The 25,177-nt window shown below is 69.9% G+C and carries 28 protein-coding genes and 1 pseudogene; 15 read left to right on the forward strand and 14 right to left on the reverse strand.

Going from position 1 to position 25,177, the window contains the following annotated elements:
• Window positions 1–98: 98 nt before the first annotated feature.
• The gene (locus C8250_RS40305; protein WP_138352028.1) at window positions 99–2,471 is read right to left on the reverse strand and encodes a ricin-type beta-trefoil lectin domain protein; all 2,373 of its coding nucleotides are present in this window, start codon (window positions 2,469–2,471) and stop codon (window positions 99–101) included.
• Between the two features lie 198 nt (window positions 2,472–2,669).
• Entirely contained in the window at window positions 2,670–3,131 is a 462-nt protein-coding gene (locus C8250_RS40310) for a MarR family transcriptional regulator (protein ID WP_232485914.1), read from the reverse strand.
• Between the two features lie 98 nt (window positions 3,132–3,229).
• Between C8250_RS40310 and C8250_RS40315 the strand changes: the two genes are divergently transcribed.
• Window positions 3,230–4,114 (forward strand): alpha/beta hydrolase, encoded by an 885-nt coding sequence (locus tag C8250_RS40315; RefSeq protein WP_138352027.1) that lies wholly within the window; start codon window positions 3,230–3,232, stop codon window positions 4,112–4,114.
• Window positions 4,115–4,167: 53 nt separating this feature from the next.
• On the forward strand, window positions 4,168–4,524 hold the full coding sequence (locus C8250_RS40320) for a DoxX family protein (protein ID WP_138352026.1): 357 nt from the start codon (window positions 4,168–4,170) through the stop codon (window positions 4,522–4,524).
• Window positions 4,525–4,600: 76 nt separating this feature from the next.
• Here C8250_RS40320 and C8250_RS40325 read toward each other — a convergent pair whose 3' ends face one another.
• Window positions 4,601–5,530 carry a cobalamin-binding protein gene (locus C8250_RS40325; protein WP_138352025.1) on the reverse strand — a complete coding sequence of 310 codons (930 nt, stop codon included), beginning with the start codon at window positions 5,528–5,530 and terminating at the stop codon, window positions 4,601–4,603.
• 303 nt (window positions 5,531–5,833) lie between these two features.
• On the opposite strand from C8250_RS40325, the gene C8250_RS44170 reads away from it, so the two are divergent.
• Genes C8250_RS44170 through sigJ form a run of 4 tightly spaced genes read left to right on the forward strand, consistent with a single transcriptional unit; the run spans window position 5,834 to window position 7,995 of the window.
• Window positions 5,834–6,034: a hypothetical protein gene (locus C8250_RS44170; RefSeq protein ID WP_232485913.1), complete on the forward strand. Its 201-nt coding sequence runs from the start codon at window positions 5,834–5,836 to the stop codon at window positions 6,032–6,034.
• Window positions 6,010–6,258: a hypothetical protein gene (locus C8250_RS44175; RefSeq protein ID WP_244809702.1), complete on the forward strand. Its 249-nt coding sequence runs from the start codon at window positions 6,010–6,012 to the stop codon at window positions 6,256–6,258. The genes C8250_RS44170 and C8250_RS44175 overlap by 25 nt, the downstream gene beginning before the upstream one ends.
• Before the next feature lie 35 nt (window positions 6,259–6,293).
• Window positions 6,294–7,049 carry an NAD(P)H-binding protein gene (locus C8250_RS40335; protein WP_138352024.1) on the forward strand — a complete coding sequence of 252 codons (756 nt, stop codon included), beginning with the start codon at window positions 6,294–6,296 and terminating at the stop codon, window positions 7,047–7,049.
• 55 nt (window positions 7,050–7,104) lie between these two features.
• A complete protein-coding gene (gene sigJ, locus C8250_RS40340; protein ID WP_138352101.1) occupies window positions 7,105–7,995 on the forward strand; it encodes an RNA polymerase sigma factor SigJ in 891 nt (296 codons plus the stop codon).
• Between the two features lie 351 nt (window positions 7,996–8,346).
• Here sigJ and C8250_RS40345 read toward each other — a convergent pair whose 3' ends face one another.
• Window positions 8,347–9,018 carry a nitroreductase family protein gene (locus C8250_RS40345; protein ID WP_187145178.1) on the reverse strand — a complete coding sequence of 224 codons (672 nt, stop codon included), beginning with the start codon at window positions 9,016–9,018 and terminating at the stop codon, window positions 8,347–8,349.
• A 68-nt stretch (window positions 9,019–9,086) separates the two neighbouring features.
• On the opposite strand from C8250_RS40345, the gene C8250_RS40350 reads away from it, so the two are divergent.
• Entirely contained in the window at window positions 9,087–9,470 is a 384-nt protein-coding gene (locus C8250_RS40350) for a helix-turn-helix domain-containing protein (RefSeq protein ID WP_138352022.1), read from the forward strand.
• Here C8250_RS40350 and C8250_RS40355 read toward each other — a convergent pair.
• Complete coding sequence (locus tag C8250_RS40355) at window positions 9,463–9,840, reverse strand: STAS domain-containing protein (protein WP_138352021.1); 378 nt, start codon at window positions 9,838–9,840, stop codon at window positions 9,463–9,465. The genes C8250_RS40350 and C8250_RS40355 overlap by 8 nt on opposite strands.
• 202 nt (window positions 9,841–10,042) lie before the next feature.
• On the opposite strand from C8250_RS40355, the gene C8250_RS40360 reads away from it, so the two are divergent.
• Window positions 10,043–10,456 carry an SgcJ/EcaC family oxidoreductase gene (locus C8250_RS40360; protein WP_187145179.1) on the forward strand — a complete coding sequence of 138 codons (414 nt, stop codon included), beginning with the start codon at window positions 10,043–10,045 and terminating at the stop codon, window positions 10,454–10,456.
• A 30-nt stretch (window positions 10,457–10,486) separates the two neighbouring features.
• On the opposite strand, the gene C8250_RS40365 is transcribed toward C8250_RS40360, so the two are convergent.
• The 3 genes from C8250_RS40365 to C8250_RS40375 form a co-directional block, all read right to left on the reverse strand.
• On the reverse strand, window positions 10,487–10,906 hold the full coding sequence (locus C8250_RS40365) for a RidA family protein (RefSeq protein ID WP_138352019.1): 420 nt from the start codon (window positions 10,904–10,906) through the stop codon (window positions 10,487–10,489).
• A gap of 86 nt (window positions 10,907–10,992) precedes the next feature.
• Window positions 10,993–11,604, reverse strand: a complete 612-nt coding sequence (locus C8250_RS40370) for an NAD(P)H oxidoreductase (RefSeq protein WP_138352018.1) — start codon at window positions 11,602–11,604, stop codon at window positions 10,993–10,995.
• A gap of 5 nt (window positions 11,605–11,609) precedes the next feature.
• Window positions 11,610–12,029, reverse strand: a complete 420-nt coding sequence (locus C8250_RS40375; RefSeq protein WP_244809931.1) for a zinc-binding dehydrogenase — start codon at window positions 12,027–12,029, stop codon at window positions 11,610–11,612.
• On the opposite strand from C8250_RS40375, the gene C8250_RS40380 reads away from it, so the two are divergent.
• The 4 genes from C8250_RS40380 (at window position 12,028) to C8250_RS40395 (ending at window position 17,958) form a co-directional block, all read left to right on the forward strand.
• Window positions 12,028–15,183, forward strand: coding sequence for a BTAD domain-containing putative transcriptional regulator (locus C8250_RS40380; protein WP_138352017.1), 3,156 nt, complete (start codon window positions 12,028–12,030; stop codon window positions 15,181–15,183). The genes C8250_RS40375 and C8250_RS40380 overlap by 2 nt on opposite strands.
• 219 nt (window positions 15,184–15,402) lie before the next feature.
• Window positions 15,403–16,434, forward strand: a complete 1,032-nt coding sequence (locus C8250_RS40385; RefSeq protein WP_187145180.1) for a cation diffusion facilitator family transporter — start codon at window positions 15,403–15,405, stop codon at window positions 16,432–16,434.
• A 104-nt stretch (window positions 16,435–16,538) separates the two neighbouring features.
• A complete protein-coding gene (locus tag C8250_RS40390; protein ID WP_187145181.1) occupies window positions 16,539–16,679 on the forward strand; it encodes a hypothetical protein in 141 nt (46 codons plus the stop codon).
• A gap of 253 nt (window positions 16,680–16,932) precedes the next feature.
• Window positions 16,933–17,958 (forward strand): hypothetical protein, encoded by a 1,026-nt coding sequence (locus tag C8250_RS40395; protein WP_307811567.1) that lies wholly within the window; start codon window positions 16,933–16,935, stop codon window positions 17,956–17,958.
• Between the two features lie 58 nt (window positions 17,959–18,016).
• Here the strand turns inward: C8250_RS40395 and C8250_RS44180 are convergent.
• A pseudogene (locus tag C8250_RS44180) lies at window positions 18,017–18,193 on the reverse strand (LysR family transcriptional regulator); the annotation flags it as partial.
• Window positions 18,194–18,373: 180 nt separating this feature from the next.
• On the opposite strand from C8250_RS44180, the gene C8250_RS40400 reads away from it, so the two are divergent.
• Both C8250_RS40400 and C8250_RS40405 read left to right on the forward strand, forming a co-directional pair.
• The gene (locus C8250_RS40400) at window positions 18,374–18,865 is read left to right on the forward strand and encodes a DUF2975 domain-containing protein (RefSeq protein WP_138352015.1); all 492 of its coding nucleotides are present in this window, start codon (window positions 18,374–18,376) and stop codon (window positions 18,863–18,865) included.
• Window positions 18,865–19,086, forward strand: coding sequence for a helix-turn-helix transcriptional regulator (locus C8250_RS40405; RefSeq protein WP_138352014.1), 222 nt, complete (start codon window positions 18,865–18,867; stop codon window positions 19,084–19,086). The genes C8250_RS40400 and C8250_RS40405 overlap by 1 nt, the downstream gene beginning before the upstream one ends.
• 63 nt (window positions 19,087–19,149) lie before the next feature.
• Here C8250_RS40405 and C8250_RS40410 read toward each other — a convergent pair whose 3' ends face one another.
• From C8250_RS40410 to C8250_RS40420, 3 genes are all read right to left on the reverse strand, one after another.
• Window positions 19,150–20,004 carry a helix-turn-helix domain-containing protein gene (locus C8250_RS40410; protein WP_138352097.1) on the reverse strand — a complete coding sequence of 285 codons (855 nt, stop codon included), beginning with the start codon at window positions 20,002–20,004 and terminating at the stop codon, window positions 19,150–19,152.
• Window positions 20,005–20,097: 93 nt separating this feature from the next.
• Window positions 20,098–20,940, reverse strand: coding sequence for an alpha/beta fold hydrolase (locus C8250_RS40415; protein WP_138352013.1), 843 nt, complete (start codon window positions 20,938–20,940; stop codon window positions 20,098–20,100).
• Between the two features lie 122 nt (window positions 20,941–21,062).
• Window positions 21,063–21,545 (reverse strand): MarR family winged helix-turn-helix transcriptional regulator, encoded by a 483-nt coding sequence (locus tag C8250_RS40420; RefSeq protein ID WP_138352012.1) that lies wholly within the window; start codon window positions 21,543–21,545, stop codon window positions 21,063–21,065.
• Between the two features lie 109 nt (window positions 21,546–21,654).
• Here C8250_RS40420 and C8250_RS40425 point away from each other — a divergent pair, with 109 nt between their 5' ends.
• Complete coding sequence (locus C8250_RS40425; protein WP_138352011.1) at window positions 21,655–22,404, forward strand: dienelactone hydrolase family protein; 750 nt, start codon at window positions 21,655–21,657, stop codon at window positions 22,402–22,404.
• 91 nt (window positions 22,405–22,495) lie between these two features.
• Here C8250_RS40425 and C8250_RS40430 read toward each other — a convergent pair whose 3' ends face one another.
• Window positions 22,496–22,693 carry a hypothetical protein gene (locus tag C8250_RS40430; protein WP_138352010.1) on the reverse strand — a complete coding sequence of 66 codons (198 nt, stop codon included), beginning with the start codon at window positions 22,691–22,693 and terminating at the stop codon, window positions 22,496–22,498.
• Between the two features lie 287 nt (window positions 22,694–22,980).
• A complete protein-coding gene (locus C8250_RS40435; protein WP_232485910.1) occupies window positions 22,981–24,393 on the reverse strand; it encodes a lamin tail domain-containing protein in 1,413 nt (470 codons plus the stop codon).
• Window positions 24,394–25,177: the final 784 nt, after the last annotated feature.

Below are 25,177 nucleotides of genomic sequence, written 5' to 3' on the forward strand. Positions count from 1 at the left end.
AGTATTTCCCGGCAGAGTGCACGCCACGGACACGGGGTCGGAGAGCAGCTCGGGCGGGAACCGTCGCCGGCCCCCGCCCGAGTCGCGTCACGGCCGGATCACAGAGGCAGGTTCCACTTCTGGTTGGATCCGTTGTTGCAGTCCCAGATCTCGAGCTGGGTGCCGTTGGTGGTGGTGAAGCCGGGGATGTCGAGGCAGCGGCCGCTCGCGGGGTTGACCAGCGTGCCGTTGCTGACCGTCCATTGCTGGTTTGCGCCGCCGTTGCAGGTCCATAGGTTCACGAGCGATCCGTTGGCGGTGGCCCCGCCGATCACGTCGAGGCACAGGCCGGCGGCGCGCACGGATCCGTTGCTGATGGTCCACTGCTGGGCGGAGGAGCTGTTGCAGTCCCAGAGGTCGACGACGGCGCCCGGGGTGGTCGAGGCGGTGTAGTCGTCCAGGCACTTGGCGGCATTGAGCACCGAGCTGACCTGGCCGGTTCCGGTGCTGCCTCCGGTGCCGGGGGTGATGGACAGGTTGTCGAACTGGTCGGTGCGGTAGCCCTGGATACCGAGACCGGCCTGTCCGGTCTGGAAGGAGGAGTCGGTCACCGACCCGAACTGGTTGCCGTCGAGCTTGGCGCTGATCTGCGAGCCCTGGAAGGTGAACGACAGGTTGTGCCACTGCCCGGTGCCCAGCGCGGTCGTCGTCCCGGTGGCCAGGGTGTGGTTGGATCCGTCGGTGTACATCTTCTCGATCCACCACCGGCCGGTGTCACGGATCCGCAGGTAGTACGCGTTCATGTGCGACTGCGGCCGCTGCTGGGTGTTGGCGCGCCCCAGCAGTTCGGTCGTTCCCGCGCCGCGCAGGTAGACATCGGAGCTGACGGTGTAGTTCGACCAGGTGGGATCGCCGATCAGCGCGTAGGAGTCGGAGTCGTCCTGCCACTCGATCGGCTTGACCGGAGCCATCTGCTGCACGCACTGGCCGGATCGGCCGGTGCAGGGCTGGACCTCGAAGGAGCCCTGCATGTCCGAGAGGTACTTCGCCTCGGTGCCACTGCCGTTGCCGTCGAAGGTGTCGCTGTACGGCAGCGCCAGGGCATGGGCGGCCGGCGCGGTCGCGGTGCCCTTGCCCTGGCCGCCCAGGGTGCTCACCGTGTAGACATAGCCCGGCTGCATGGTCAGCGAATACGACCCGTTGTTCGGTGTGATGTCCTGGGTGTGCACGAACGACGACGCGCTGCTGGGGCTGTTGACGTCGGTGGCCCACACGTGGACGGTGCCCGTGGACAGGCCGCCCTTGACGGTGAAGTTCGCGGTCTGCGAGGAGCCGGAGGTCGTGGTCTCCAGGATGGTGGAGTAGTCCGCGCTCGTGTTGGACTTGACGGTCACGTAGGTGCCGTTGGACTCGGTGCCGCCGAGGTACCCCGACGCGGAGTCGATGAACTTCCAGCCAGGCTTGGTGAACTGGGTGACCTGCGCGGTGGCCCAGGTGCTGGCCCCGATGGTGTAGTTGCCCGACCAGGGGGAGCCGGCGGTGGCCAGCCCGACGGTGTTGTAGGGCAGGTTGGGGTAGATCGCGGCGATCAGCGGCCAGTTGAAGTAGCTGGTCATCTTCGCGTCGATGTAGCCGCGGGTGATGGAACGGATGAGGGCCGGGGCCCCGGTGTTCATGTCCTGCGAGCCGTTCTCGCTGTCCCACAGCGGCTTACCGTTGTTCTTCGCCGCCGTGGTGCTGGAGCAGGTGTGGGCGTTGCCGCCGTCACCGCCCTCGCACGAGTAGTGCGCGCCGATGATCGAGACGGCGTTGTTGAACGCGGAGTTGTTCGCCATGTCGTCGGCGACGCCCCAGCCGCTGTCGTCGGCGACCAGCTGGACGCCGCTGTAGCCGTGCGAGTTGAGCGCGGAGCGCAGCTGGACGAACCAGTTGGCGTCATGCCCGCGCTCGTTCCAGCCGCCGAGGTACTTGATGGTCAGGTTGTGCTGCTTGGCGCAGTCCAGCCAGGAGATCAGATAGTTGACGGTGTCGGTGGACCAGAAACCGCCGTTGATCCACCCCGGTGCGGCCCAGGCCAGACCGTACAGCCCGATGTCGGGGTTGCGAGCCTTGGCCTGCTCGGCCAGCCAGAACTCGTACCCGGCGTTGCAGTTGACGGTGCCGCGGGAGTGCTCGATCGACGGTTCCGACCCGTCGGTGGAGTTCGCGTCCCCGCCGATCTCCACTTTCAGCAACTGCAGGTTCGCGCCGTAGCCCGGCTTGAACATGTAGTCCAGGATCTGCGACTGCTGCGCGGCCGGATAGTCGGTCAGCAGCCGTGAGTTGCCGCCGCCTCCGCTGATCGCGCCGATGCCGTCGAAGGTCCGCCCGCCCTGGCTGCCGTCCACGCTGATCGACGTGGTCGCGGCCTGCGCCGGCTCACTGCTCACGGCCAGCACGGTGGCCAGCAGCGCCAGCACCCACAGGGGTGCGAGTCTCCACAGGTGTCTCATCGTTGACTTCCTTCAGTGGGGGAGGAGGAGTTCATGAGGCGCTTCGCTTCGTGGTCGCTCTGCCGTCCACAACCCATTGACAACGTTGTCAGACGTGACCAGGGCGGCGGGGTCGAGGCCCAGCAAAGGGGAGGACCTGAACACCTGTCAACACAACCGACCGAAATTGCGAACACATGCAAACAGGCCTCGGTCCGACTACCCACGGGTCCTCGGCGAGGCCACCGCTTCCGTGACGCCGCGCAGGAAGCGGTCGATGGTGGCGAGTTCGGTGGCATCGAACGCATCGGCCACGCCCAGCACGTTTTCGATCAGCGGTCCGAAGAACGACCGCCCGAGGGCGGCCGCCGCATCGGATACCTCGATCAGCACGCGTCGTCGGTCCTGCCCGTCCCGCGTGCGCCGCACATGTCCCAGCCGCTCCAGTCGGTCGACCAGTGCCGTCGTTCCGGCCGAGTTGAGGCCCAGTTGGGCGCCCAGCCACCCCGGAGTCGCCGGCGTGCCCGCGCGCGCGGCGTCCAGCAGGGAGATCAACGCCCGCAGGTCCGTGGGGTGCAGGCCATTGCGTTCGGCGAACCCACCGGCGGACAAATGCAGTTCAACGGTGATCGCGCGCAGCAGATGCACCGTCTGCATCCGGGGGTCGTCTGCCTCGCCCATGCCACCGGCCTTCCCCTGATCGACGTCGGTGCATAGTATCTCGCCAAACGAGTATCTCGTCGAACGAGAGACGTTTGGGGTGTGCTGGAGGAGGTCCGATGACAGGCAGCCCGACGCGCGGCGACAGCGCGCGGTTCGACGCTGCGTACCATGCGGTTCTTGCCGACTGGGGAATGCTGGTCGAACCGCTCGCGCTCACCTCCCCGTATGGCGTCACCCACGTGAACACCTGCGGACCGCAGGACGGCGAACCTCTGGTGCTGCTCCACGGAGGCGGGACGACGGCCGCGAGCTGGTACGCGAATGCGGCCCGACTGAGCCGCACCCGGCGCCTGTACGCCATCGACCGGATCGGCGAGCCCGGACTCAGCGTGCGCGGCGGGCAGAGCATCCGCACCACGACGGACCTGTGCGACTGGCTCGACGCAACCCTCGACGGCCTCGGCCTGGAACGCACCGACGTCTGCGGGCACTCGTACGGGGCCTGGATCGCGCTCAACCACGCCCTCCAATCCCCTGAGCGAGTGCGCCGCCTGATACTGCTCGACCCGACGCAGAGCTTCGCCGGGTTCAAGCCCGGCTACCTCCTCCACGCACTCCCGATGCTCGCGCGGCCCACGGCACGGCGCGCCCGCGCGTTCCTCGCATGGGAGACCGGCGGTGCCGCATTCAGCGACGCGTGGCTCCAGCTGTACGGCCGGGCCGCAGAATTCCCGCGCGGCCGCATCGTCACCGGCGGCCGCCCCCAGCCCGCCGGGCTACGGGCGCTCGACGTACCGACCCTGGCCCTGTTCGCGGAGAACAGCCGCGCGCACGACAGTCACAAGGCGGCCGCCGTTGCCCGCATGCTGCTGGGCAACGCCACGGTGGCCATCATTCCCGGGGTCTCCCACCACGGCCTCCCGATGACCGAGGCGGAAGAAGTGGACACCCGGATCCTGGAATTCCTCGCCTCGACCGCGGCATCGGAGTCCCACGGCTGACCCGTCGTCGAGCGAGCATTCACCCGCATGATCCCCACGGACAAGGAGAGTTCATGTTCGCCGCCTACGTCACGGTCACCATCCTCGGCGCGGTCTTCAACGGCATAGCCGCCGTCACTTACCTGATCGGCCACGACTACCCCAAGGCCCAGGCGGACATGAAGCGTGTGCCCCGGTCCTGGGTACCACGGTTGGGCACGTTGCTGGCGATGGGATCCTTGGGGCTGCTCGCCGGGTTCGCGGTGCCACTGCTGGGCACGCTCGCCGCAACCGGCCTCGTGCTGTACTTCACCGGCGCACTCATCGCCCACCTGCGGGTGGGCTCCCGTCAGCTCCAAGGATGGGCCGTCTTCTTCGTCACCGCGGTGGCAGCCCTGACGGTGAACCTGGCCTACCACGGCCCCTGGTGACATGCTCCGCACGCGGCACGTGTCTGCCTCTCTTCGGCCGTCGTCCGAAAGGGGCTCGCTGGGTTCGAGCCACCTCTCAGCTCAGGCGCCTCGCCTCGTGTGCCCCTACCGGTTCCCCCGCCGGCACGCCATGAAGGACATGTGCGAGCACCTCCACACCGCGGACGACACGCGGGCCCGGCCGGTTGAAGTACGCCGGACCGTCCAGGACCCACACCTGGCCGCTGCGTACGGCGGGCAGTTCGTCCCAGCCCGGCAGCCCGGTGAGCAGCTCGCGCTCGCGTTCGGTGCGGTCCGGGTGGAAGCCGCACGGCAGCAGCAGAAGGACTTCGGGCTGTGCGGCGCGCACCGCCTGCCACTCCATCGGCTTGGTGTGCTCGCCCGGCGACGCGAGGAGCGGTTCGCCTCCCGCACTGGTGATCTGCTCAGGAACCCAGTGGCCGGCGGGCCACAGCGGGTCCAGCCATTCGATGGCGACCGTGCGCGGCCGGGGTCGTCCCGCCACCAGTGACCGCACGGTGGCGAGGCGTCCCCGCAGCTCGGCCCGGCGTTCCAGAGCGATCCCGCGGACGCCCAGCAGATCCCCCACGCGTACGAGACAGTCCAATACGTCGTCCAGCGTGCGGGGTTCCAGACTCAGGACCTTGGGCCCGTCCCCGCCCTCGTCCCCGTTCAGCACCCGCACCGCTTCGACCACGCTGCTGTACGACACCGCGCACACGTCGCAGAGGTCCTGGGTGAGTACGACGTCGGGAGCCACGGCGGCCAGCGCGTCGACGTCGAGGGTGTAGAGCGAGGACCCGCTGTGCGCGCTCCCGCCGACGGCGGCCGAGATCTCCCGACTGCTCAGTTCCTCGGAGGAGAATCCGGCCGAGGTGACGACCGGCACGGACGAGATCTGTGCCGGCGGCCAGTCGCACTCGTGCGTGCGGCCCACGAGTTCCGCGGCCAGACCGAGTTCGGCCACGATGTCGGTGGCCGCGGGGAGCAGGGAGACGATGCGCATGACCCGACCGTACGGCCTGGGGGTGCCCGGCATCGCACCGTCGCCGCAGTGGGGTGGGCTTCCTCCCCAGTAGTCCGGGTCTCCCCACCGACCGCCGGCCCCGGTCGGCACCAGGCGGACGCGCAGGAGGAACGGCGTTGCTTCCCGTGTCGCGGGCGAGGACGAACTGCTGGTGCGGTGGCCGAACGGGGGGCCGGGCTCCCGGGCAGGTCGACACCGGGGTCCGGGGGCGAGACGCGGCCGGCTTCCCACCGTCGCGGGCGGCTCACCTCACATCGGCGGGGGCTGTGCCGTCATAGAGGTATGAACACAAAATTCCGGTACGCCAGTCTCGGCCTCCTGGCCGTGGTCGGCCTGTACACAGGGGTCTGGGCCTATTGCTCCCCGACCGGGTGGTACAGGAACTTCCCCGGCTTCGGGCTGAGCTGGCTGCCGCAGCTGGGCCCGTACAACGAGCACCTCGCCAAGGACGCGGGGCCATGTTCCTGGCGCTGTCCGTGCTGACGCTCATCGCGCTGGGCCAGGTGCGGAACAACCGGCTGGTGCAGACGGCGGGTGCGGCGTGGCTGGTCTTCAACGTGCTGCACTTCAGCTATCAGGTACAGCACCTCGACATGTACGGGACGCGGGACCAGGTACTCAATGTCGTCTTCCTGGCCGCGCTGGTTTTGTCGGCGGCGCTGCTGCTGGTACCGATCCTCCCCGCGCGGCAGGGTGATGCACGATGAACGACGGAAGCGTGAGCGCGAAGAAGGGGCCCGGCATGAGAGTGGCAGTGGCAGGCGGAACGGGACTCGTCGGACGGTACGTGGTCGAGGAGCTGACCGCGGCAGGGCACGATCCTTTGGTGCTGGCCCGGTCACGAGGTGTGGACCTTTTCGCGGGCGGGGCGGGGCTCGACGCCGTGCTGGAAGGGGTGGAGGCGGTCGTCGACGTGAGCAACGTGACGACCACGAGTGCCAAGAAGGCGGTCGCGTTCTTCGACACCGTCGGCCGCAACCTCCTGGACGCGGGCGTACGGGCCGGCGTACGGCACCACGTGGTGCTGTCGATCGTCGGCATCGACCGGGTCGGCCTCGGCTACTACCAGGGCAAACTCCGTCAGGAGGAGGTGTTGAAGGAGGGGTCGACGCCGTGGACGGTGCTGCGGGCCACGCAGTTCCACGAGTTCGCGGGGCAGATTCTCGATCGGGTTCCGGGCCCCTTCGCGGTGGTGCCCCGGATGCAGACCCAGCCGGTCGCGGCCCGGGAAGTGGCACAGCACCTCGTGCAACTCACTCTGGCCCCGGCGCAGGGTATGGCCCCCGATCTCGCCGGGCCGCGCGTCGAGCAGCTCGTCGACATGGCGCGCAGGCTGCTGCGAGCCAGGAATCAGCGGCGTCTGCTGCTGCCGGTGAAGATGCCCGGTGCCACCGGTGCGGCCATGACCGGGGGCGGTCAGCTGCCGAACGGGCCGGGCCCTCGGGGCACTCGGACCTTCGACGAATGGCTCACCCAGTACGTCACCCAGGAAGGATGACGACGCCGTGCCCACCCCACCCGGTTCGGTCCAGAACCCCACGCTCGGCTCCCTCATGGCCGAGCGGCGCGGGCTGCTGAACCTCGGCTACCGGATGCTCGGTTCCGTGCAGGACGCCGAGGACGTCGTGCAGGAGACGTACGCCCGCTGGTACGCCCTGTCCGAGGAGGAGCAGCGGGCGATCGCGGTACCGCTGGCCTGGATGACCCGGGTCGCCTCGCGGATCTGCCTCGACCAGCTCGCCTCGGCGCGGGTCCGCCGTGAGCGCTACACGGGTGAATGGCTGCCCGAGCCCGTCCGGCACAGCGCCACCTGGACCAGCACCGGGGGAGCGGGGGCGGACGATCCGGCGGACCGGATCACGCTCGACGAATCGGTCGGCATGGGGATGCTGGTGGTCCTGGACTCGGTGACGCCCGCGGAACGCGTCGCGTTCGTCCTCCACGACGTCTTCGGCATGCCGTTCGCCGAGATCGCCGAGACGGTGGGCCGCACCCCTGCGGCCTGCCGCCAGCTCGCCTCGTCCGCCCGCCGACGGCTTGCCGAGCGACGACCCGGCCCCAGCACGGCGCGGGAACACCGCCAGGTCGTCTCCGCGTTCCGCGAGGCGTGCGAGACCGGCGACCTCGACACCCTCGTCGCCCTGCTCGATCCCGATGTCGAGTCGCGCAGCGATGGCGGCGGCAAGGTCCGGGCGGCTCTGCGCCCGGTCGTCGGCCGGGACAAGGTGGCCCGCCTCTTCCTCGGTCTCATGCGCAAGGAACCTGAAGTCGATCTCGTCGAGGACGAGGTGAACGGCACTCCCGGCGTGGCGGTGCGCGTGGCCGGTACCACCGTCGCGGTCCTCGCCCTGGAGGTGTGCGACGGTCTGATCACGCACGTGTGGCTGGTGGTGAACCTGGACAAGCTCCACGCGTGGACCGGCTACGACACCCCGCCGGCGTGACCAGGCCGGTCGGCAGGTTCATCCCGAGGTAGTCGTTGGCGGTCACCGCGTCGAAGTGCGCCGCCGCCCGGGGCAGCATGTACGGCGCGGCGGGGTGGTGCGCGCCGCATGCGTCGTGGGGTAGAAGACACTGGCCCCGCCCCACCGCCCTGGTACCCCGACCGACGACCCGCCGTGCGCGCCTGCTCACGTCGCCATCTCTCACCGGGCAGTGCGTGCCGGACGAAGAGCACCCGTCCCTGTGCGGTGACCGCACGACGGTGACCACCGCATGGCGCCGATGAACCCTCCGGCCTGGCCCCGCACTTCGCGGGGCCAGGCCGGATCTGAAGCTCGCCCCGGGACGCGGTGCTATTCGGCCCGCGCGGTTTCCCTGGGCGATCCGTACGACTCGTGGAAGACGTTGCGTTCCCGGCCACGGCGGCCGGGGTGGCGTCGTTCCTCCGCCGGATATCCGACGGATACGAGCAGCGCGATCGCCAGGTCGTCGCGATCACCGATGCCGATCGCCTGCTTCACCTGGAGCTCGTCCCAGCCGTTCATCGGGGAGGTGGCCAGTCCCATCTCTGTGGCGGCGAGCATGACGTAGGTGGCTGCGATCATGGCGTCCTTGACCGCGTACTCACGCAGCAGGCCACGTTCCTCGAGGTCCTCCTGGAATGCGTGTGATGCCCCGGCGAACATCGTGGCGAACTCAGCGCTCCACGCTCCATTGCGGAGCGCCTGTTCATGGACATCGCTGTGGTCGTCGCGCCAGGACGCGGGCTCGGCCACGAAGACCAGCAGGAGTGGCGCCTCCTGCGGTTGGGGCTGACCGCCGGTGGCCAGGGCCAGACCCTTGCGGACCTCGTCGCTGGTGACGGCGACGATCGATCGATCCTGAAGGTTCCAACTGGTGGGCGCTTCTATGGCGAGAGCAACCAGTCGGTCGAGGGCGGCGGCAGGGACCGGATCGGGCCGGTAGTGGCGGACGGTGCGGCGGGTGAGGATCGCTTCGGCAACGGACATGGTGGGATGCGTCATGTGAGTCACTATTGGAGAGCGGCTCTCCAACGGGAAGAGGGCACTAATTAGTGCCCTACTCTCCCTTCATGAAGACCATCGTGGAGTCCTCAGGACTGCCGGCCGACGCCTTCTCGGCGAAGTGCCCGACCCGCCAGGTGCTCGACCACATCGCAGGCAAGTGGACGATCCTGGTCGTGGACGCCCTCATTGGGGGCACCATGCGACACACCGACCTGAGTCGACGCATCGAGGGCGTCTCGCAGAAGATGCTGACCCAAACCCTGCGCAGTCTCGAGGCCGACGGGTTCGTCACCCGCACGATCCATCCCACCATCCCGCCCCGGGTCGACTACGACCTCACATCGCTCGGCCGCAGCCTGGCCGAGCCCATCAGTGCGCTCCGCGAGTGGACGGAGAATCACATCAACGAGATCGAACACGCGCGGCGACAAGCGCACCCGGCTAGCTGACGCCGAGGTCCCGGCGGGGTTCCGCCTGTCGGCGTTCTTCCTGGTTCATGACCGGGAACAACTCCAGGGCGCCGGTGATGGTCAGGACACGCAGAACCGGGGTGCTGGGAGCCAGCAGGATCACGCTCCCGGAGCGCTCCAGCGCGTGGAGGCGGGCCTGCAGAAGGGTGCTGAGGAAGGTGGAGTCGCCGAAGCTCACGCCGGCCAGGTCGAAGACCAGATGCGGGTGATGGTCCAGGGCGCGATCCACCGCGTCCCGCACGGGACCGACCCCGTCGAGGTCGACTTCTCCGGCGACCGTGACGACACTGGGTTCGCCCAGGGTGAGGGAAACCGTCAGGCGGGCGCCCCGTGGAACGGGGGCGAACATGGATTCCACGGTCGCTCCAAGTGATCTGTTGTCGTAAGACAACAATCTTGCCACAGCTCCGGCCGGATTCGAACAACGGCGGCCATTGAGCGGGCGGAACGCGGCGAGTGCGCTGGGCGGTTCGAAGACCTGCCCATGCCGTCCGGTGCTCGCATTGCGATGCGATCACCCGCTTGACTTGAACCCCACTTGAAGTACAACGATGATCCACATGACCACGGAATCCACGGCCCACGCGGCAGCCATCGAAGCAATCACCGAACTCGTCGCCACCGTCGAGCGCTCCCAGCGGAACAAGGACCCCGAGGAGTTCCTCGGCCTCTTCCACCCGGACGCGGTATGGACGACGGCCCACGGCAAGGTCCTCATCGGACTCGACGCGATCTCGGAGTTCACCCGCGAGGTGCTCCCTGCGGCGAACTGGGACGGCAAGGTCACCTACGAGGTGATCCACGTGTTCTTCATCCGCCCCGATGTCGCGGCGGTCAAGGTCCGTCAGCGTTACCTGGCCGCGGGGGAGGAGAGCGAGGGCGCTCCGCTGTACGTCGTCTCCCGGCAGGCCGACGGCCGCTGGCTGCTGACCGTCGGCCAGAACACGGCGGTCGTCACCGACTGACGTGCCCGTCCATCAGGATCCCGTCCCGGATCAGGCGTCGGTCTTCTCGATCGGGCGGACCGCGACCGCGTCGATCTCGAAGAGCATCCCGGGCAGCGCGAGCGCGGCGACCCCGACGAGTGTCTGGGCGGGCAGCCGGTCGGCCCAGGCGCCGTGCAGCGCCTTGCCGAGGATCTCCAGCTTCTCCAGGTCGTGGTCGACGATGTACGAGCCGAGTCGTACGACATGTTCCAGGCCGAGACCGACGCCGGCGAGCGCGATGCGCAGGTTGGCGACGGAGCGTTCGACCTGGGCGGCGAAGTCGCCGGGAACGACCTGGCCGCTTTCGTCGGAGGCGTACTGACCGCCGATGAACACCGACTCGCCGGGTGCGGAGGCGGCATGGCTGTATCCGAACGGGGTGGGATCGTGCAGTCCGGCAGGGTTGGTGAGGGTGCGGTTGTCGCTCATGTGTGGTGGCTCCTTCGATTGTGGGTTGTGCGGCGGTGCCGCGGTGGTGGTACGTGTCGTCAGGTGTCCTGGCGTCGCCCGCACGGTCATTGAACAGGTGCGACAGGTTCGACAGCATGGGCAGGCGCGCCGAGGAAGGCGGTGAGGGCGGCGTCGGCCGCGGTGAGCGCGAGGGGGCCGGCGCTCAGGGAGTCGTGGACGAACTCCACCGTGGCGTCCTTGATGCCGCAGAACTCGGATATGCCCAACCGGGGTTGGCGGTCGATGACGGAGTCCCAGCCGCGCTCCGTGAACTGTTCGCGCGGGTAGCTGGAGAGCCCGATCCAGAGCATTCTTTTGGCGCCCAGACGAGGACGGCTGCGGCCGTACGCGAAGCCGTAGTTCCACACCCGGTCGATCCAGCCCTTGAGAATGGCGGGGAGGGCGAACCACCAGAGCGGGAAGACCACGACGATGACGTCGGCGGTGTCGATCCGTGCCATGTGGGCCCGGACCTCGGGGGAGTAGTGCTTGTCACGGTCTGCCCAGTCCGGCTCGTCCTCAGGGCCGGTGCGGGGATCGAAGCCCTCGGCGTACAGGTCGAGCAGGTCGACGGTGTATCCGTCGGCGATCAGGCGTTCGCGGGTGCGGTGGGCGATCTGCGCGGTGAGGGAGTCACTGCGCGGGTGGGCGAGCACCAGCAGGGCGTGTTGTGTCATGGCCGTCAGCCGTCCAGCCGGACGAGCATCTTGCCGGTGTTGGCGCCGCGCATCATGCCGAGGAAGGCGGCCGGGGCCTGGTCGATGCCCTCGAACACGGTCTCCTCGGTGCGCAGGGTGCCGTCGGCCAGCCACCCCGCGGCGCGCCCGATCCACTCGGGGAAGAGGTCGAAGTAGCTGCTGACCAGCATGCCGCGCAGGGTCAGCTCCTTGGCTGCCGCCTGGAACAGATTGTCGGGACCGGCGGCCGGCATGGTGGCGTTGTACTGGCTGATCGCGCCGACCAGGGCGATCCGGCCGCCGGTGCGCATCGCGCCGATGGCTGCCCGCAGGTGGTCACCGCCGACACTGTCGAGGTAGACGTCGATCCCTTCCGGGGCGGCCTGGGCGAGTTGTTCCTCCAGCGAGCCCGCGCGGTAGTCGATGGCGGCGTCGTACCCGAAGTCGGTCTCGCAACTGCGGCGCGCGCTGGAGCTCGCCGAGCCCGGCGGCCGGGAGCTGGTCGTCCACCGGCCGGCCGGCTACCTGCTGCAGATACCGGACGGCGCGCTGGATTCCGGTCGGTTCGCCGCGCTCACGCTGCAGGCCCGCCGGATGCCGGACGCGCACGGCCGGGTGCCGCTGCTGCGGGAGGCTCTGGCGCTGTGGCGCGGGCCGGCGTTCGCGGAGTTCCGCGACCACGCCTTCGCGCAGCCGGCCGCCATCAGGCTGGACGAGCAACGGCTGACGGCGGTGGAGGAGCTGGCCGGGATACGCCTGGAGCTCGGCGAACACCGTTCGCTGGCCGATGAGTTGGGCGACCTCGTCCGTGAGCATCCGCTACGGGACAGGCTGCGGGCCGTCCACATGCAGTCGCTGTACCGCTCGGGCCGGCAGGCCGAGGCACTGGAGAGCTATCGCGAGTTGACGGAACACCTGGCCGATGAGCTGGGGCTCGATCCCGGCCCCGAGTTGGTCGCCCTCCACGGGGCGATCCTGCGGCAGGACCCGGACCTGGTGCCCGACCCGACTCCTACTGCCCCCTCCGTCCACGCGGCTCGGATGCCCGGCCCGGACGTCGCCGACGCTGCGCCCCGCACCAACCTGCCAGCCGCATCGACCGACCTGATCGGACGAGGCCAGGATGTCGTCCAGGTGCGCGGGTTGCTCGCCTCGGGTCGCCTGGTCACCCTGACCGGGCCCGGTGGCGTCGGCAAGACCCGGCTCGCACTGGCGGCCGCTGAAGCGGCCCGCGACGCCTTTCCCGACGGGACCTGGCTGATCGAACTCGCGGCCGAGACCGTACGGACCGGAGGTACCGCCGACGTGGCCACTGCCGTGGCCGACGTGCTGGGCATCCGCGATCACGCCGCCGGTGACCCGCCGTCCTCGCGGACCGAAGACCGGCTCGCCCACGCGCTCGGCACCCGACGCCTCCTGCTCGTCCTGGACAACTGCGAACACCTGGTCCAGCCGGTCGCCGACCTGGCCGAGTCCCTGCTGCGGCACGCTCCCGGACTGCGCATCCTGGCCACCAGCCGGGAGCCGCTGGCGATCTCCGGCGAGACACTGCACGCGGTCGAGCCGCTGCGGGAGTCCGACGCCGTGCAGCTGTTCGCTGCACGGGCGGCGGCTGCCGCCCCGGGATTCGCCCTCGGCCCTGCCAACGCCGACGCGGTGGCACTGGTCTGCGAGCGTCTCGACGGCATGCCCCTGGCGCTGGAACTCGCGGCCGCCCGGGTGCGCGCCCTGGGCGTCCACGAGCTGGCCGAGCGCCTGAGAGACCGCTTCCGCCTGCTGAACGCGGGGCGCCGCGACGCACCGGCGCGCCACCAGACCCTGCGCGCGGTCATCGACTGGAGCTGGGGGCTGCTGACGAACTCCGAGCGCTCCGTTCTGAGCCGCCTGGCGGTCTTCGCCGGTGGATGCACGCTGCCCGCAGCCGAAGAGGTCTGCGCCGCGCAGGACGTACCCGCCGACGACGTCCTCGACGTCGTGACCCGGCTGGTGGACCGCTCGCTGGTCACCGTGCTGAACAGCGAGGACGGCCCCCGCTACCGGATGCTGGAGTCGATCGCCGCCTACAGTCTTGAACGGCTCGACGAGGCCGGTGAGACCCGGCCCGCCCGCCGACGGCACCGGATCCACTACACCGAGCTGGCCGAACGCGCCGAACCGTGGCTGTACGGCCCCGACCAGCGCCGCTGGCTGCGTCGGCTCGACAGCGACAGCGCCAATCTGCGCAGCGCGCTGGCCGATGCCACATCCGGGTCCAGGCCGGACGGGGGCGCCGACGGGGATGCGGATCTGGCGGTGCGGCAGGTCAACGCGCTGGCCTGGTACTGGTTCCTGCGCGGCCGCATGGGTGAGGCCAGGCGATCGTTCGACCTGGCACTGGGTTGCGGGGGCTGCGGCGCCCTCGGTGACGACGTCCCTGCCCTCGACCGGGGTTCCGCGGGCCGCAGCAGCGCGCTGGCGCGGCAGGCCGGGTTCGAGCTGCTGGCCGGCGACCACGCGCAACCGAAGCAGCCGAACGGCGGGGAGTACGACGCGGCCGACCCCAGGGCGCGATGGTTCCTGGCCCACGCCCGGTGCGGCTTCGCCGGTCCGTCCGATGAGATCCCGTCGGATGGGGTTCCGTCGGATGGGGTTCCGTCCGATGGGGTTCCGACGGCAGAACTGCTGGCCGAGTTCCACGCCGCCGGCGACTCCTGGGGTATCGCGGCGGCGCACAGCACCCGCGCCACGGAAGCCATCTACCGGGGCGACCTGACAGCCCTCAGAGAGCACGCCGTCGACAGTGCGGCCCGGTTCGCCGAACTCGGCGACCGATGGGGCCAACTGCAGTCCGCCGAACAACTGGGGATCCTGGCCGAGATCGCCGGCGACTACGACGAGGCCGCGCGTCTGCACCGCGACGGCGTGCGCATCGCGGAGGAACTCCAGCTGTGGACGGATGTCTCGTTCCGGTTGTCCAGATTGGGCAGGATCGCACTGCTCACCGCGGAGTACGGGTCCGCCGCAGAGCTCCACGAACGGGCCCGACGGCTGGCCGCCGAGCAGTCCCACCGACCCGCCGAGCAGTTCGCTGAGACCGGACTCGCCCTCGGAGCCCGTCGGCAGGGCGACCTCGATGCGGCGGAGAAGCACCTGCGGCCCTGGCTGGACTGGAACCGCAGGATGGGTGTGCATTCCGGAATGGCGCTGATCCTCGCGCAGCTCGGCTTCGTCGCCGAGCAGCGCGGCGACGCCCAGCAGGCGTACGTACTGCACCTGGAGGGCTTGACCGCGGCACGCAGGACAGGCGATCCCCGGGCGGTCGCGCTCGCACTCGAAGGGCTGGCCGGCGCTCAGGCACTGGCGAGCCGATCCACCCCCGCCGCCGGCCTGCTCGGCACGGCCGCCGCCCTCCGGGAGTCGGTCGGCACCCCGCTTCCCCCGGCCGAACGCGGCGACGTCGCCCGCGCCACCGCGCGCGCGACCGAGGCCCTGGGCATGGACGCGTTCGCCACCGCCTTCCAGCAGGGCCGCGACCTGGACCCTGACGACCACCTACGCCACTTGCCCACGCTCCCTGTGGGAGAGGCGGCGGCGCAATGACAACGGACGTGGGCGACGGACGGCGAAGGTCCGTCCCGGGTGCCCGCTCCGTCGCGGCCACCCGGGCGAAACCCGTCGAGCCGGCCGGTGCGCCGCGAGTACTGCCACATCGCCGCAGGTGACAGTGGTAACGGTCCCCATTACAACCTTTGGTGGAAGCGGCGTTGCTGCGGTTCACTTGACCCCAGCCGCATCCGTCCGCACACCTTGGAGGTCCTTGTGAGTGACCACGGGCATGATCACGCCGCCGGACCCGACGGCGGTGGGGGCGGTCATGCGGGGCACTCGCACGGGGTGGCCGCGGATGCGGACCGGCGGTGGCTGACGATCGCCCTGGTGCTGATCGGCGTGTTCATGTGCGCCGAGGTTGTCGTCGGGGTGGCCGCGAACTCCCTCGCGCTGATCTCGGACGCCGCGCACATGCTCACGGACGTCGTCTCGATCGTGCTGGCACTGGTCGCGATGCGCCTGGCGGCCAGGCCGGCGAAGGGGCACTACACCTACGGTCTCAAGCGCGTGGAGATCCTTTCCGCACAGGCCAACGGCTTGACGCTGCTGCTCCTGTCGGTGTGGCTGGCCTACGAGGCCGTCCAGCGGCTGATCTCGCCGCCCGCCGTCACCGGCGGCCTCGTCCTGATCACCGCCCTGGTCGGCGTGGCGGTCAACCTCGTCGCGACCTGGTCGATCTCCAAGGCCAACCGCACCTCGCTGAACGTCGAGGGCGCCTACCAGCACATCCTCACCGACCTGTTCGGCTTCATCGCGACCGCGGTCGCCGGAGCGATCGTGCTGACCACCGGGTTCGAGCGCGCGGACGCCATCGCCTCCCTTCTCGTCGTCGCGCTGATGCTCAAGGCCGGGTACGGACTGATCCGTGACTCGGCGCGGATCTTCCTCGAAGCCGCGCCCGTCGGAGTGGACCCCGACGCCCTCGGCGACCGCCTCGCCGCGCAGGACACCGTCGTGGAGATCCACGACCTGCACGTCTGGCAGATCACCTCCGGCCAGAACGCCCTGTCCGCCCACGTGCTGGTCCAGCCCGGCAAGGACTGCCACGCCGTACGCCGCACGCTGCGGCAGTTGCTCCAGGACGAGTACCGCATCGAGCACGCGACCCTGCAGGTCGACCACGTCGGCGAGGAGGACAATTCGGACCTGTTGCAGATCACCACGCCGCCCGGCGGTGACGAGGACCCGCACTGCGACGACTCCCACGGACCCGTCCACCGCTCGGTCCCCCACGACCACTGACCTCCCGGTTGCGGCTGTCTTCGCGGGTGGCACCGCGCAACGCCCGGAGCCATCTCCGGACCGTCCGCGCCGCCGGATGCCCCGGCAGCGTCCGGTCGCTGACCTTGGACGAGGCTCTGCAGCAGATGGGTCCGATCGCCGAGGTGTTCGCACTCGACCAGCAACTCACCGGCGCCCGCGCCCAACGCGAGCTCGGCTGGACGCCCACTCGTCTCGATGCCCTGGCCGAACTCGCGCACAGCTGAACGGTCCGCGCCGGCCAGCTCGATCGGGCGGGGGGAGGGGGCATCTGCCGTGATCGGGAAGGGTGCGGCTCGTGGGGGAGCACAGGGCCCGGGCCGACCCCCGATCATCTGGTCGGCGGGTGCCGGCCCCGTCCTGAGCCCCGCGCGGTCACAAAAGGTGTTGGCGGTCGATCGTCGGGCCGGGATAATCCGGCTTTCCAGGGGCGGGGGAGTGCGTATGGCCGGAGTGTTCGCGTGTGTGGGGTGCGGCGCCGTGCTGACTGCTCCTCTGTCGCGGGTGGCGCTTCCCGACCATGCTCACCAGAGTTATGGATACGGGCTGTTCCCCGTGCTGATGGACCCGGGGACGTACGCCGTCGATCCGGAGCCCTCCGGGCCACCGTGGCGGTTGTGGGACGAGGTCGGTGAGGGGGAGGCGGAGACCCGCGGTGTGTTCGCGCCGGTCTCTGCCCTGTCCCTCGGGGCGCCCGGAGCGATCCTCGTCAGCCCCGGTGACACCCGCGGTACCGTCCTGATGCTCGAGCAGTGTGATGGCGGCTGCTGCGGGCTGGACGGGAGGGACGGCCCGAATCTGGCATGCGAGGGGTGCGGGCGGGCGGTGGCGACCCGCATCGACGACTGCTCGCGCTGGCAGGCGGTGTGGCTCGACCCGAAGGCAGTACACCGGCTTCCCACTGACGGCCCCGAGACCCAGTGGATCGGTTGGGAGGCACTGGCGAACGACCGGGAGGGCACACCGCCGGTCGAGCCGTCCGGGGTCTGGAGCCCTCGATGGGCGGCGGCGGTCGGCACGGCGCTGGCCCACCTGGTGGCGGCCTCGGCGGGCACAGCGGTGTCCGTCCCCGACGGCCCTGTCGCGGACATCTTCCGACGTTCGCTCGACGCGCTGCTTCCGTCCGGGCCGACGGCGAAGACAGCCGTCCTGGCCGGACCGGGCCTGCAGGCCCCGGACCCCGCCGCCGCCATCGTCCTGGTTCCGCGGCATCCGCAGACGGGGAGGGCATGGCAGCCGTCCGGCACCGCGGATACCGTGCCATTGGCCGCCGAGGTGTGGGCGTATCTGGCTTTCCACAGCGAACAGTTGCTGGTTCCCGCGAGTGGTCGACTGCCCGACGGTGTCTTGCGCGATGATCCCCTGCCGCTCCACCCATGGGGGCCGTTCCGGCCCGACTCGGGAGTCTTCCGCAGCACGCTGGCCCGGCTGCCCGTCGTCCGTCAGCCCTGGTTGCACCGGATCTACGACGACGTGAGCGCGCAGCCGTACGCCCGCCCGTTCTAGTGGCGCGAGGCCAGTGCCGCGAAGCCGGCCCGTTGAGCGGGAAAGGGGCTGGGCACTTTCACGTCGTTGGGGGTCTGGTGTCCAGGCAGCAGTGGACGAAGTCCTGGATGACGGGATTGGTGTCGTCGGCGGGTGCCCAAGCGACGCCGACCTGACTCGGGCTGACGCCGCTGACGGGTCGGTAGGTGACGCCGGGGCGGGCGTATAGGCGGGCGGCGGATTCGGGAGCGAGGGCGATGCGCCTACTTTTCTGGGGCCGTCGCCTCTCTCGTCCTTGCCGCCATGAGATGGGCGTAGGTGGCCGGTCGGCGCGGGTGGCGGAACGGTCGGCTCCCGCCGCGAGGTGAAACCGCCGCCCGACCTCCGGTCCAGGACTTCGATAGATTCCCATCGTAGCTCGATGGATGGATGGGTCATGGGAAAGCTGGCAGTGGGTGCGCTGCGCGCCGTGCTCGTGGTGGTGATCACCGGCACCGCGCTCGTACAGGTGTTGATGCTGTGGACGTTGATCAGCGGGAACGACCCGGAGGACGGATCGATCCCGCTGACCCCACTGCGCGTGATCACGATCCTGGGGATGGTGTCGGCCCAGGTCGCCCTGGTCTGTGTATGGCGGCTGGTGGCGATGGTGCGACGCGGAACCGTGTTCTCCCACGCCGCCTTCCGCTACGTGGACGGCGTGATCGGCGCGATCGTGGGGGCTGCCCTCGTGTGGTTCGCGGTCACGGCCATCAACGCGCCGGGCCAGCGGGAGGACCCAGGTGTCACCGTGATCATGGCCGGGATCGGCGTGGCCATCCTGGGGGTCGCGCTCATCGTGCTCGTGCTGCGAATGCTGCTCGCCCAGGCCGTGGTGCGCGACGTCGAAGCGGCGCAGATGCAGGCCGAGCTGGACGAGGTGATCTGATGCCGATCACCGTCGACATCGACGTGATGCTGGCCAGGCGGAAGATGTCCGTGGGCGAGCTCGCGGAGCGCGTAGGGATCACTCCCGCCAACCTGGCGGTACTCAAGAACGGCCGCGCCAGGGCGGTACGCTTCGCCACGCTCGCCGCGCTCTGCGAAGTGCTCAAGTGCCAGCCGGGCGACCTGCTGCGCTGGGAGGCCGAGGATGCCGCGGGCGGGTGACGTGCCCCGGGGGCGGGCGTAGCAACGTTGGGCACCACCGGCCCCTGCCGCGGCACGTGGACGTCACCGCGCTCCGGCCCCGCGGCCGCCACGTTCGGTCCCGGCTTCCGGTACCCGCCGTTCCGGGCCACAGCCGTAGAGGGCGGCCGTACTGCGTTGATTGGTCGGCGATGACCCCGGCCATGCGACGTCGTCGATGGCGAGCCACGGTGCGGCGGCCACGGCTGTGGGGGTGAGCCCGGTGAAGGCCTTGACCTCGTGGTGGAGGTGGGACTGGTCGACGTAGCCGCTGGCGGAGGCGACGCTCGCAGGGGCGAAGCCCGCCGCGAGGAGGTGAGCGGCATGGTCGAACCGGACCAGCCGGGCGGCTCGCTTGGGTGTGATGCCGAGCTGGGACCGGAAGCGGGCCGACAGGCGCTTGCGGCTCCAGCCGGCCTCGTCCGCCAGGCCGTCCACCCGCATACGCCCCCGGCTGGTGAGCGTCCGCCGCCAGGTGTGGGCGACCTCCGCATCGACCGATGGGCGGCGGTCCGTCATCCGTCGGCCGAGGAATTCCACCGCGATCGCGAAGCGCTCGTCCCACGAGGCGGCGGCGCGCAGTCGGTCCTCGGCCCGCTCGGCGTCGTGGCCCCAGACATCCCTGAGGGACTCCACCGTCCCGCAGAACTCCGTCGACGAGCCGAGCACCGCGGCCGCCGCGACCGGGTCCAGCCGGATCTGGAGGCACTCGCCCACCCGGCCGGAGGCCCGAAGATCTCCGGGGAGGAGCCCCACGATGACACTGCCGCGCCCATGCCGACCAGCGGTGCCGTAGACGAGGCCGTCTCCCTCGCTGAGATCGACGAGCAGGGTGACGGACGGGTGCGCGACCATGGCGATGTCCACGAAGGTGGGGACACGCTGGCCGAAGCCGGCCATGCTGATTCCCGGCAGCCGATCAGAGGGGCGGGGGACCGTGACGTCCACGCTCGCCCAGTCGAAGGCAACCCCGGTCGATAACACGCAACCAGCCTAATCCTTTGAGGGGATCGCGGAGGGGGTGTCGGCGCCCTCCGCAGCGAAGCCCAGCAGCAGTCGGCCGGTCGTCTCGGGCGCCTCCCACATGGGTATGTGGCCGACGCCCGGCAGCAGCTCGACCCGCGCGGTCGGCACCGCGTCGTACTGATGGGCCGAGGACGGCTCCCAGCGGGGATCGGCGGCGCCGAAGACCGCCAGCACGGGGACATCGAGGGTGGTCAGACGCTCGGGTACGTTCCGTTCGGTGATGTACGCGAGGTTCCGGCGCAGCACCGTCCTGAACGCTCGGTACGTGATGCCTTGTAGGTCGGCGACCACAGCGTCCGGGATGTCGACCGGGCGGGCGAGCGTCGCGTTGATCCCTTTGCGGATCATCGCGTCCGAACGCCGCGACCACACGAACGGCCCGAAGGGCGGGGTCAACATGACCCGCAGGATGAGCGGCTGCGGAAGGAACGCATCGATGCTCGGGCCGGTGCTGATCAGCGCGAGCGACCCCACCAGATCGGGGCGCTGCTCCGCGAGCGCGGTGGCGACGTAGCCGCCGCTGGAGTGCCCGACCACATTGACGCGACGAAGACCGGAATCGTCGAGCAGCGCCGCAACCCGGCTCGCCTGCACGGGCACGTCGTATGACGATGCGGGCGGGGACTGGCCGCACCCGGGGAGGTCGACCCGGATGACGTGATGGTGGCTGGCCAGTGCCGGGACCAAGGGACTCCACGAGGCGCCCGAGGCGCCTGATCCGTGGATGAGCAACAGCGGCGGCGCGTGCCGCGGGCCGTTGTGGACCACATGCATTCCGTGCGCGTTGTACTCAACGTCGTCCTGACTCATGCAACGGATGATGCATGGGCCGCGGACCACCCGTCTTGTACAAATGTCGTCGCGGAGCCGACGTCCGCATGCCGCGCTCGTCCGGCCGGTGTGCGGGGAGGGGAGTCGGAGGCCCCTCGGGGTCAGGAGCTCCGGGTGTGGTGGTCCAGCAAGCGGTTGAGAAGTTCCACGAACTGGTCGCGTTCGGCCGGACTCAGCGGCGCGAGCAGTTCGTCGTGGAGGCCGTCCAGGACCTTGTCGAGGCGCAGCAGGTGAAGGCGCCCCTGGGCGGAGATCGTGATGATGTTGCGGCGCCGGTCGTCGGGGTCCGGCCCCCGCTCGACGAGGTCACGCTCGACCAGTTCGTTGAGCACGCCGACCATGTCGCTGCTGAAGATGCCGGTGCGCCTGCTCAGCGCCGCTTGGCTGGCCGGCCCGTACTCCTGCAGTGAAGCGAGCGCGGCGTAGTGCCACTTGCGGGCGTCGGCCTGGGCCAGTCCCTCGGTTATCAGCCGGTCCGACCGCGTGGACAGCTGCGACAACAGTCGGCTCGCCCGTCGACGCAGCCTGTCGGGCGTCTTGGGCGCGCCGTCGTCGGGCATGTCGGCTGTTTCGGCGTTGCTCATGGCGCCCATCCTACCCGTTGCGTTAGTTCGACTAGCGATATACGTTCATTCGCGCCACAACCGTTAGTGCAACAAACGTTGTCTGAGTGAACTCCAAGGACGGAAGATTTTGCCCACCAGAACACTGCGGATTCCCACCCCGGACGGCCAGGCCGACGCTTTCGCCGCCTTCCCCGACCATGGCGAGCGGCACCCAGGGGTGCTGTTGTACACGGACGTCTTCGGCGTGCGGCCCGAGCTGGAGGAGAGGGCCCGCGAACTGGCCCGGCACGGGTACTACGTGCTCGTCCCCAACCTCTACTACCGGCACGGCCCGGCACCGGTGATGGAACTCCCCGCGCACATCGGACACGAGATCCGGCCCGCCGTCGTCGCCCAGCTGATGCCCCTGGTCGAGGCGCACACCACCGAACGTGCTCTGCGCGACGCCGACGCCTACCTCGCGTTCCTCACCAGCCGGCCCGAGGTCAGTGCCAGACCGGTCGGCGTGATCGGCTACTGCATGGGCGGCGTCCTGGCGCTGCGCACCGCAGCGGCCCGCCCCGACCAGGTGGCCGCCGTCGCCGGGTTCCACTGCGGCAACCTGGTCACTGCCGCGCCCGACAGTCCGCACCGCCTCGTCCCCAAGATCGCCGCCCAGGTCCACCTCGGCCACGCCGAGCACGACATGACGTCCGAGGCCATCAGCGAGCTCGACCAGACGCTGAATGCCGCGGGTCTCGGCTACACCTCCGAGATCCACCCCGGCACCGTCCACGGCTTCACCATGTCCGACACCGACGCCTTCAACCCCTCCGCCTTGCAGCGCCACTGGGACGGCCTGCTCGCCCTCCTCGACCGCACCTTGGTCAGCAGCTGAAACTCCGGCTCGGAAACCGAACCGCAAGTCGCGCCTGAGCGTGGCGAGTTCGGGGGAGTCCTTCACCTTGTTCGCCGGTCGCGCGCTCCCGTCAGAAGACGCCGCAGGAGGCCGACGGGAGGAAGCCGTAGCTCTGGATCGCGGCCTGGGTCGTGGTGTTCTGGCAGATCCAGCCGCTGCTGATGAAGAGCGCCTTGGGGGTGATGGCGTGGCTGTCGCCCGCGTTCCAGTCTCCGGAGCGGACGTCCCTTCGGGAAGACAGGAGCCGGGTATGCCGATCCGGACCCACGATGAGACCAGCCGAACGCAACCGGAAGACCGCTCCGATGGAGGCCGCGACTCCGTATGCCCTGGCCGGCCCGCGCTGTGGCGGGCCCGGGTCACGTCCTCGACGACCCCCGCGTTCGCGCCGCCGATGCCAATCCGCCGACAGCAGATGGGGGAGCAGCGTCTTGGGGGACATCACGAAGGCCGTGGTCCTTGTGGATCACGGCCTCCGTCGGAGCTCCGGCACCTCCGGCACCTCCGGCACCGGGGCGGGGCGGTTGACGGCCGCCCCGTCCCGTCCGGTGGGTGTCAGGGGGTGCAGTTCAGGGTGCCGGCGCGCAGTGCGTGGCCGCCGTCGTTGCTGTCGTCGGACCAGAGGACCGGCTTGTGGCCGGCGGTGCAGGTCGTCTGGGGGGCGATGGCGAAGCCTTCGTTGTTGTAGTTGGCCATTCCCGTGGGGCGGTTGTAGGTGTGGGTGACGGCGAACTTGCCCTGGGCGTTGATGTCGAGGGTCGAGGTGCGGCCCTGGCACGTGTCGTCGCAGGCCGCCCACAGGTGTCCGGTGGCGGGCTCGAACTCCAGGTCCATCACGCTCGGGAAGCCGCTGGCGAAGGTGGCGATGCGGGTGTAACCGCCGCCTGACAGGTTCAGGGCGTAGGCGTAGGCGGTGCCGTTGTCCTCGACGCCGGCGAAGAACAGGCCGCTGCCGTGGCCGGGGTAGGCGGCCGGGTTGTAGGTGGCGCCAGCCTGTTCGTCGTGGAAGCCGTGCGCGGTCAGGAAGGTGTCCGGGATCCAGGAGATGCCCTCGGGGCCGGAGTTGGCCGGCAGGGAGGGCAGGTCGGAAGTGAGGTTCCACTCGGCGGTCGCGTTCAGTGAGGACGCGGTGGAGGAGGCGTCGAAGCGCAGGATCTTCGGCAGGCTGGTGGAATCGTGGCTGCCGTCGCGTTCGGTGGCGACGAAGATTCCGTCGGGGGTGACGACCACGCCCTCGGCGTCGGGGTCACCGCTGCCGCCCGCGTAGTGCAGGGCTTTGCCCGAGGACCAGCCGCCGGCCGTGTCGGGACGCCACGTCGTGCCGTTGGGGACCAGTCGGTAGAGCTTGCCCGGGCCGTTGTTCACCGCCCACAGCACACCGGGGCTTTCGAAGGACAGACCGCTGAGGTTCTCCCCGAAGGCGTTCGAGGTGTCGGCGATGGTGACCCCCGCGCCGCCCGGCCACACGGTGTCGGACGGCTGTCCGCCCCCGCCGCAGGCGTTCGCCGCGCCCTTGGTCGGGGCGGTGGTGGTGGTGAACGCGCCGGTGCCGTCCGGACAGCGTCCGTAGGTGGTGGTGGCGTGGGAGGTCCACGTGTAGGAGTCCACCACGGTGGAGCCGTCCGCCTTGAACAGCCGTGCCGCATCCGAGCTGCCCAGGCCGAACGACGACTCGACGTTCAGCGCGAGGTAAGCATGCGGGGCCAGTGATGTGCCGGAGGGGATCTTGTAGGAGTGGGAGTTGTCGTTGTCCTTGACGATCCACTTGGACACGTCGACCGCGGCGGTGCCGGTGTTGACGAGTTCGATCCAGTCGCCGGGGCTGCCGCCGTTGGACTCGACCTCGTTGATGCGGACCGTGGACTGGGCTTGCGCCGAGGCCGGCGCGCCGGACAGGCCAAGGGCGAGCCCGAGGACGGTCAGGGCGGCGGCGGTGTTGCGGGCTTGTGTGTGCCAGTGTGTACGCAAGGTGGCCGGTCTCTTTTCAGGAGTCGGGCAGGGGGAAGCGCGCTCGCGCTCCCGGCGAAGCTTCGGGCATGCCGGCGTCCAGGGGCTGAGCGGGCTGCGAACGGTGCGGGTGAGTTACGGAACGGGCTTGCTTCCGGTCCCCGGCCGCCGGATCGGCTTCGGTGAACACGGCGAACACGGCCCGCCCCACGGCGAATACGACCTGTTCCACGGCGAACTCGGCCTGCCCAGGGGAGGCGCCGATGCTGCGGGCTGGAGCACCTCGCCACCGCGGTCGGGCATGCCGGTTTTCGGTCGCTCCGGGGGGTGTGCGCGGCCGGGGTCACGGTCGCCGCGTGCCCTGACCTCGCCGTGTTCCGTGGTTCCCCTCGGGAGACATCTGTTAGTTAACTTTCCTATCCGGAAGAATTATCAGCGCTTGCGATACCTCGTCAAGAGGCTGCGCCAAGTCGAACCGGACCGCTTGACAGGGCATCGTCGAGCCGCGTAAGAATCCGGTCAGCGGCTCGGCGCGGACGTTCCGAACTTGACGCGCTCACCTGCATGCGTGGACATGCAGCTGACCCGGCCGTCGCGGTCGTATCCCGCCATGCCTGTTGCCGCAGTGCCGTCTGTCCCGCACGCGTTCACCATGCCGCGCGTGCCGGCTCGCCGCCCTGCCGGATGTCGCCCAGGCGCTGCTCAGGTCGGTCCATCGCACCGACAGCACTTCCGCCTGTTCAAGGAGATCAGCATGACGCCTCCCTACCCTCCCCTGCGCTCCCGGCGCACCGAACCCCCACCC

It is taken from the genome of Streptomyces sp. So13.3, from assembly GCF_005860785.2.
GTDB lineage: Bacteria > Actinomycetota > Actinomycetes > Streptomycetales > Streptomycetaceae > Actinacidiphila > Actinacidiphila fildesensis.

Bases quoted from the DNA above. Each gene is read 5' to 3' on its own strand.
- C8250_RS40315 (WP_138352027.1), top strand. From the start codon at position 3,230: ATGACAGGCAGCCCGACGCGCGGCGACAGCGCGCGGTTCGACGCTGCG.
- C8250_RS40320 (WP_138352026.1), top strand. From the start codon at position 4,168: ATGTTCGCCGCCTACGTCACGGTCACCATCCTCGGCGCGGTCTTCAAC.
- C8250_RS40380 (WP_138352017.1), top strand. From the start codon at position 12,028: ATGGCGGCGTCGTACCCGAAGTCGGTCTCGCAACTGCGGCGCGCGCTG.
- C8250_RS40365 (WP_138352019.1), bottom strand. From the start codon at position 10,906: ATGAGCGACAACCGCACCCTCACCAACCCTGCCGGACTGCACGATCCC.
- C8250_RS40415 (WP_138352013.1), bottom strand. From the start codon at position 20,940: ATGAGTCAGGACGACGTTGAGTACAACGCGCACGGAATGCATGTGGTC.
- C8250_RS40370 (WP_138352018.1), bottom strand. From the start codon at position 11,604: ATGACACAACACGCCCTGCTGGTGCTCGCCCACCCGCGCAGTGACTCC.
- C8250_RS44175 (WP_244809702.1), top strand. From the start codon at position 6,010: ATGTTCCTGGCGCTGTCCGTGCTGACGCTCATCGCGCTGGGCCAGGTG.
- C8250_RS40405 (WP_138352014.1), top strand. From the start codon at position 18,865: ATGCCGATCACCGTCGACATCGACGTGATGCTGGCCAGGCGGAAGATG.
- C8250_RS40355 (WP_138352021.1), bottom strand. From the start codon at position 9,840: ATGTTCGCCCCCGTTCCACGGGGCGCCCGCCTGACGGTTTCCCTCACC.
- C8250_RS40420 (WP_138352012.1), bottom strand. From the start codon at position 21,545: ATGAGCAACGCCGAAACAGCCGACATGCCCGACGACGGCGCGCCCAAG.
- sigJ (WP_138352101.1), top strand. From the start codon at position 7,105: ATGGCCGAGCGGCGCGGGCTGCTGAACCTCGGCTACCGGATGCTCGGT.
- C8250_RS44170 (WP_232485913.1), top strand. From the start codon at position 5,834: ATGAACACAAAATTCCGGTACGCCAGTCTCGGCCTCCTGGCCGTGGTC.
- C8250_RS40345 (WP_187145178.1), bottom strand. From the start codon at position 9,018: ATGACGCATCCCACCATGTCCGTTGCCGAAGCGATCCTCACCCGCCGC.
- C8250_RS40325 (WP_138352025.1), bottom strand. From the start codon at position 5,530: ATGCGCATCGTCTCCCTGCTCCCCGCGGCCACCGACATCGTGGCCGAA.
- C8250_RS40305 (WP_138352028.1), bottom strand. From the start codon at position 2,471: ATGAGACACCTGTGGAGACTCGCACCCCTGTGGGTGCTGGCGCTGCTG.
- C8250_RS40335 (WP_138352024.1), top strand. From the start codon at position 6,294: ATGAGAGTGGCAGTGGCAGGCGGAACGGGACTCGTCGGACGGTACGTG.
- C8250_RS40410 (WP_138352097.1), bottom strand. From the start codon at position 20,004: ATGGCCGGCTTCGGCCAGCGTGTCCCCACCTTCGTGGACATCGCCATG.
- C8250_RS40350 (WP_138352022.1), top strand. From the start codon at position 9,087: ATGAAGACCATCGTGGAGTCCTCAGGACTGCCGGCCGACGCCTTCTCG.
- C8250_RS40310 (WP_232485914.1), bottom strand. From the start codon at position 3,131: ATGGGCGAGGCAGACGACCCCCGGATGCAGACGGTGCATCTGCTGCGC.
- C8250_RS40360 (WP_187145179.1), top strand. From the start codon at position 10,043: ATGATCCACATGACCACGGAATCCACGGCCCACGCGGCAGCCATCGAA.
- C8250_RS40400 (WP_138352015.1), top strand. From the start codon at position 18,374: ATGGGAAAGCTGGCAGTGGGTGCGCTGCGCGCCGTGCTCGTGGTGGTG.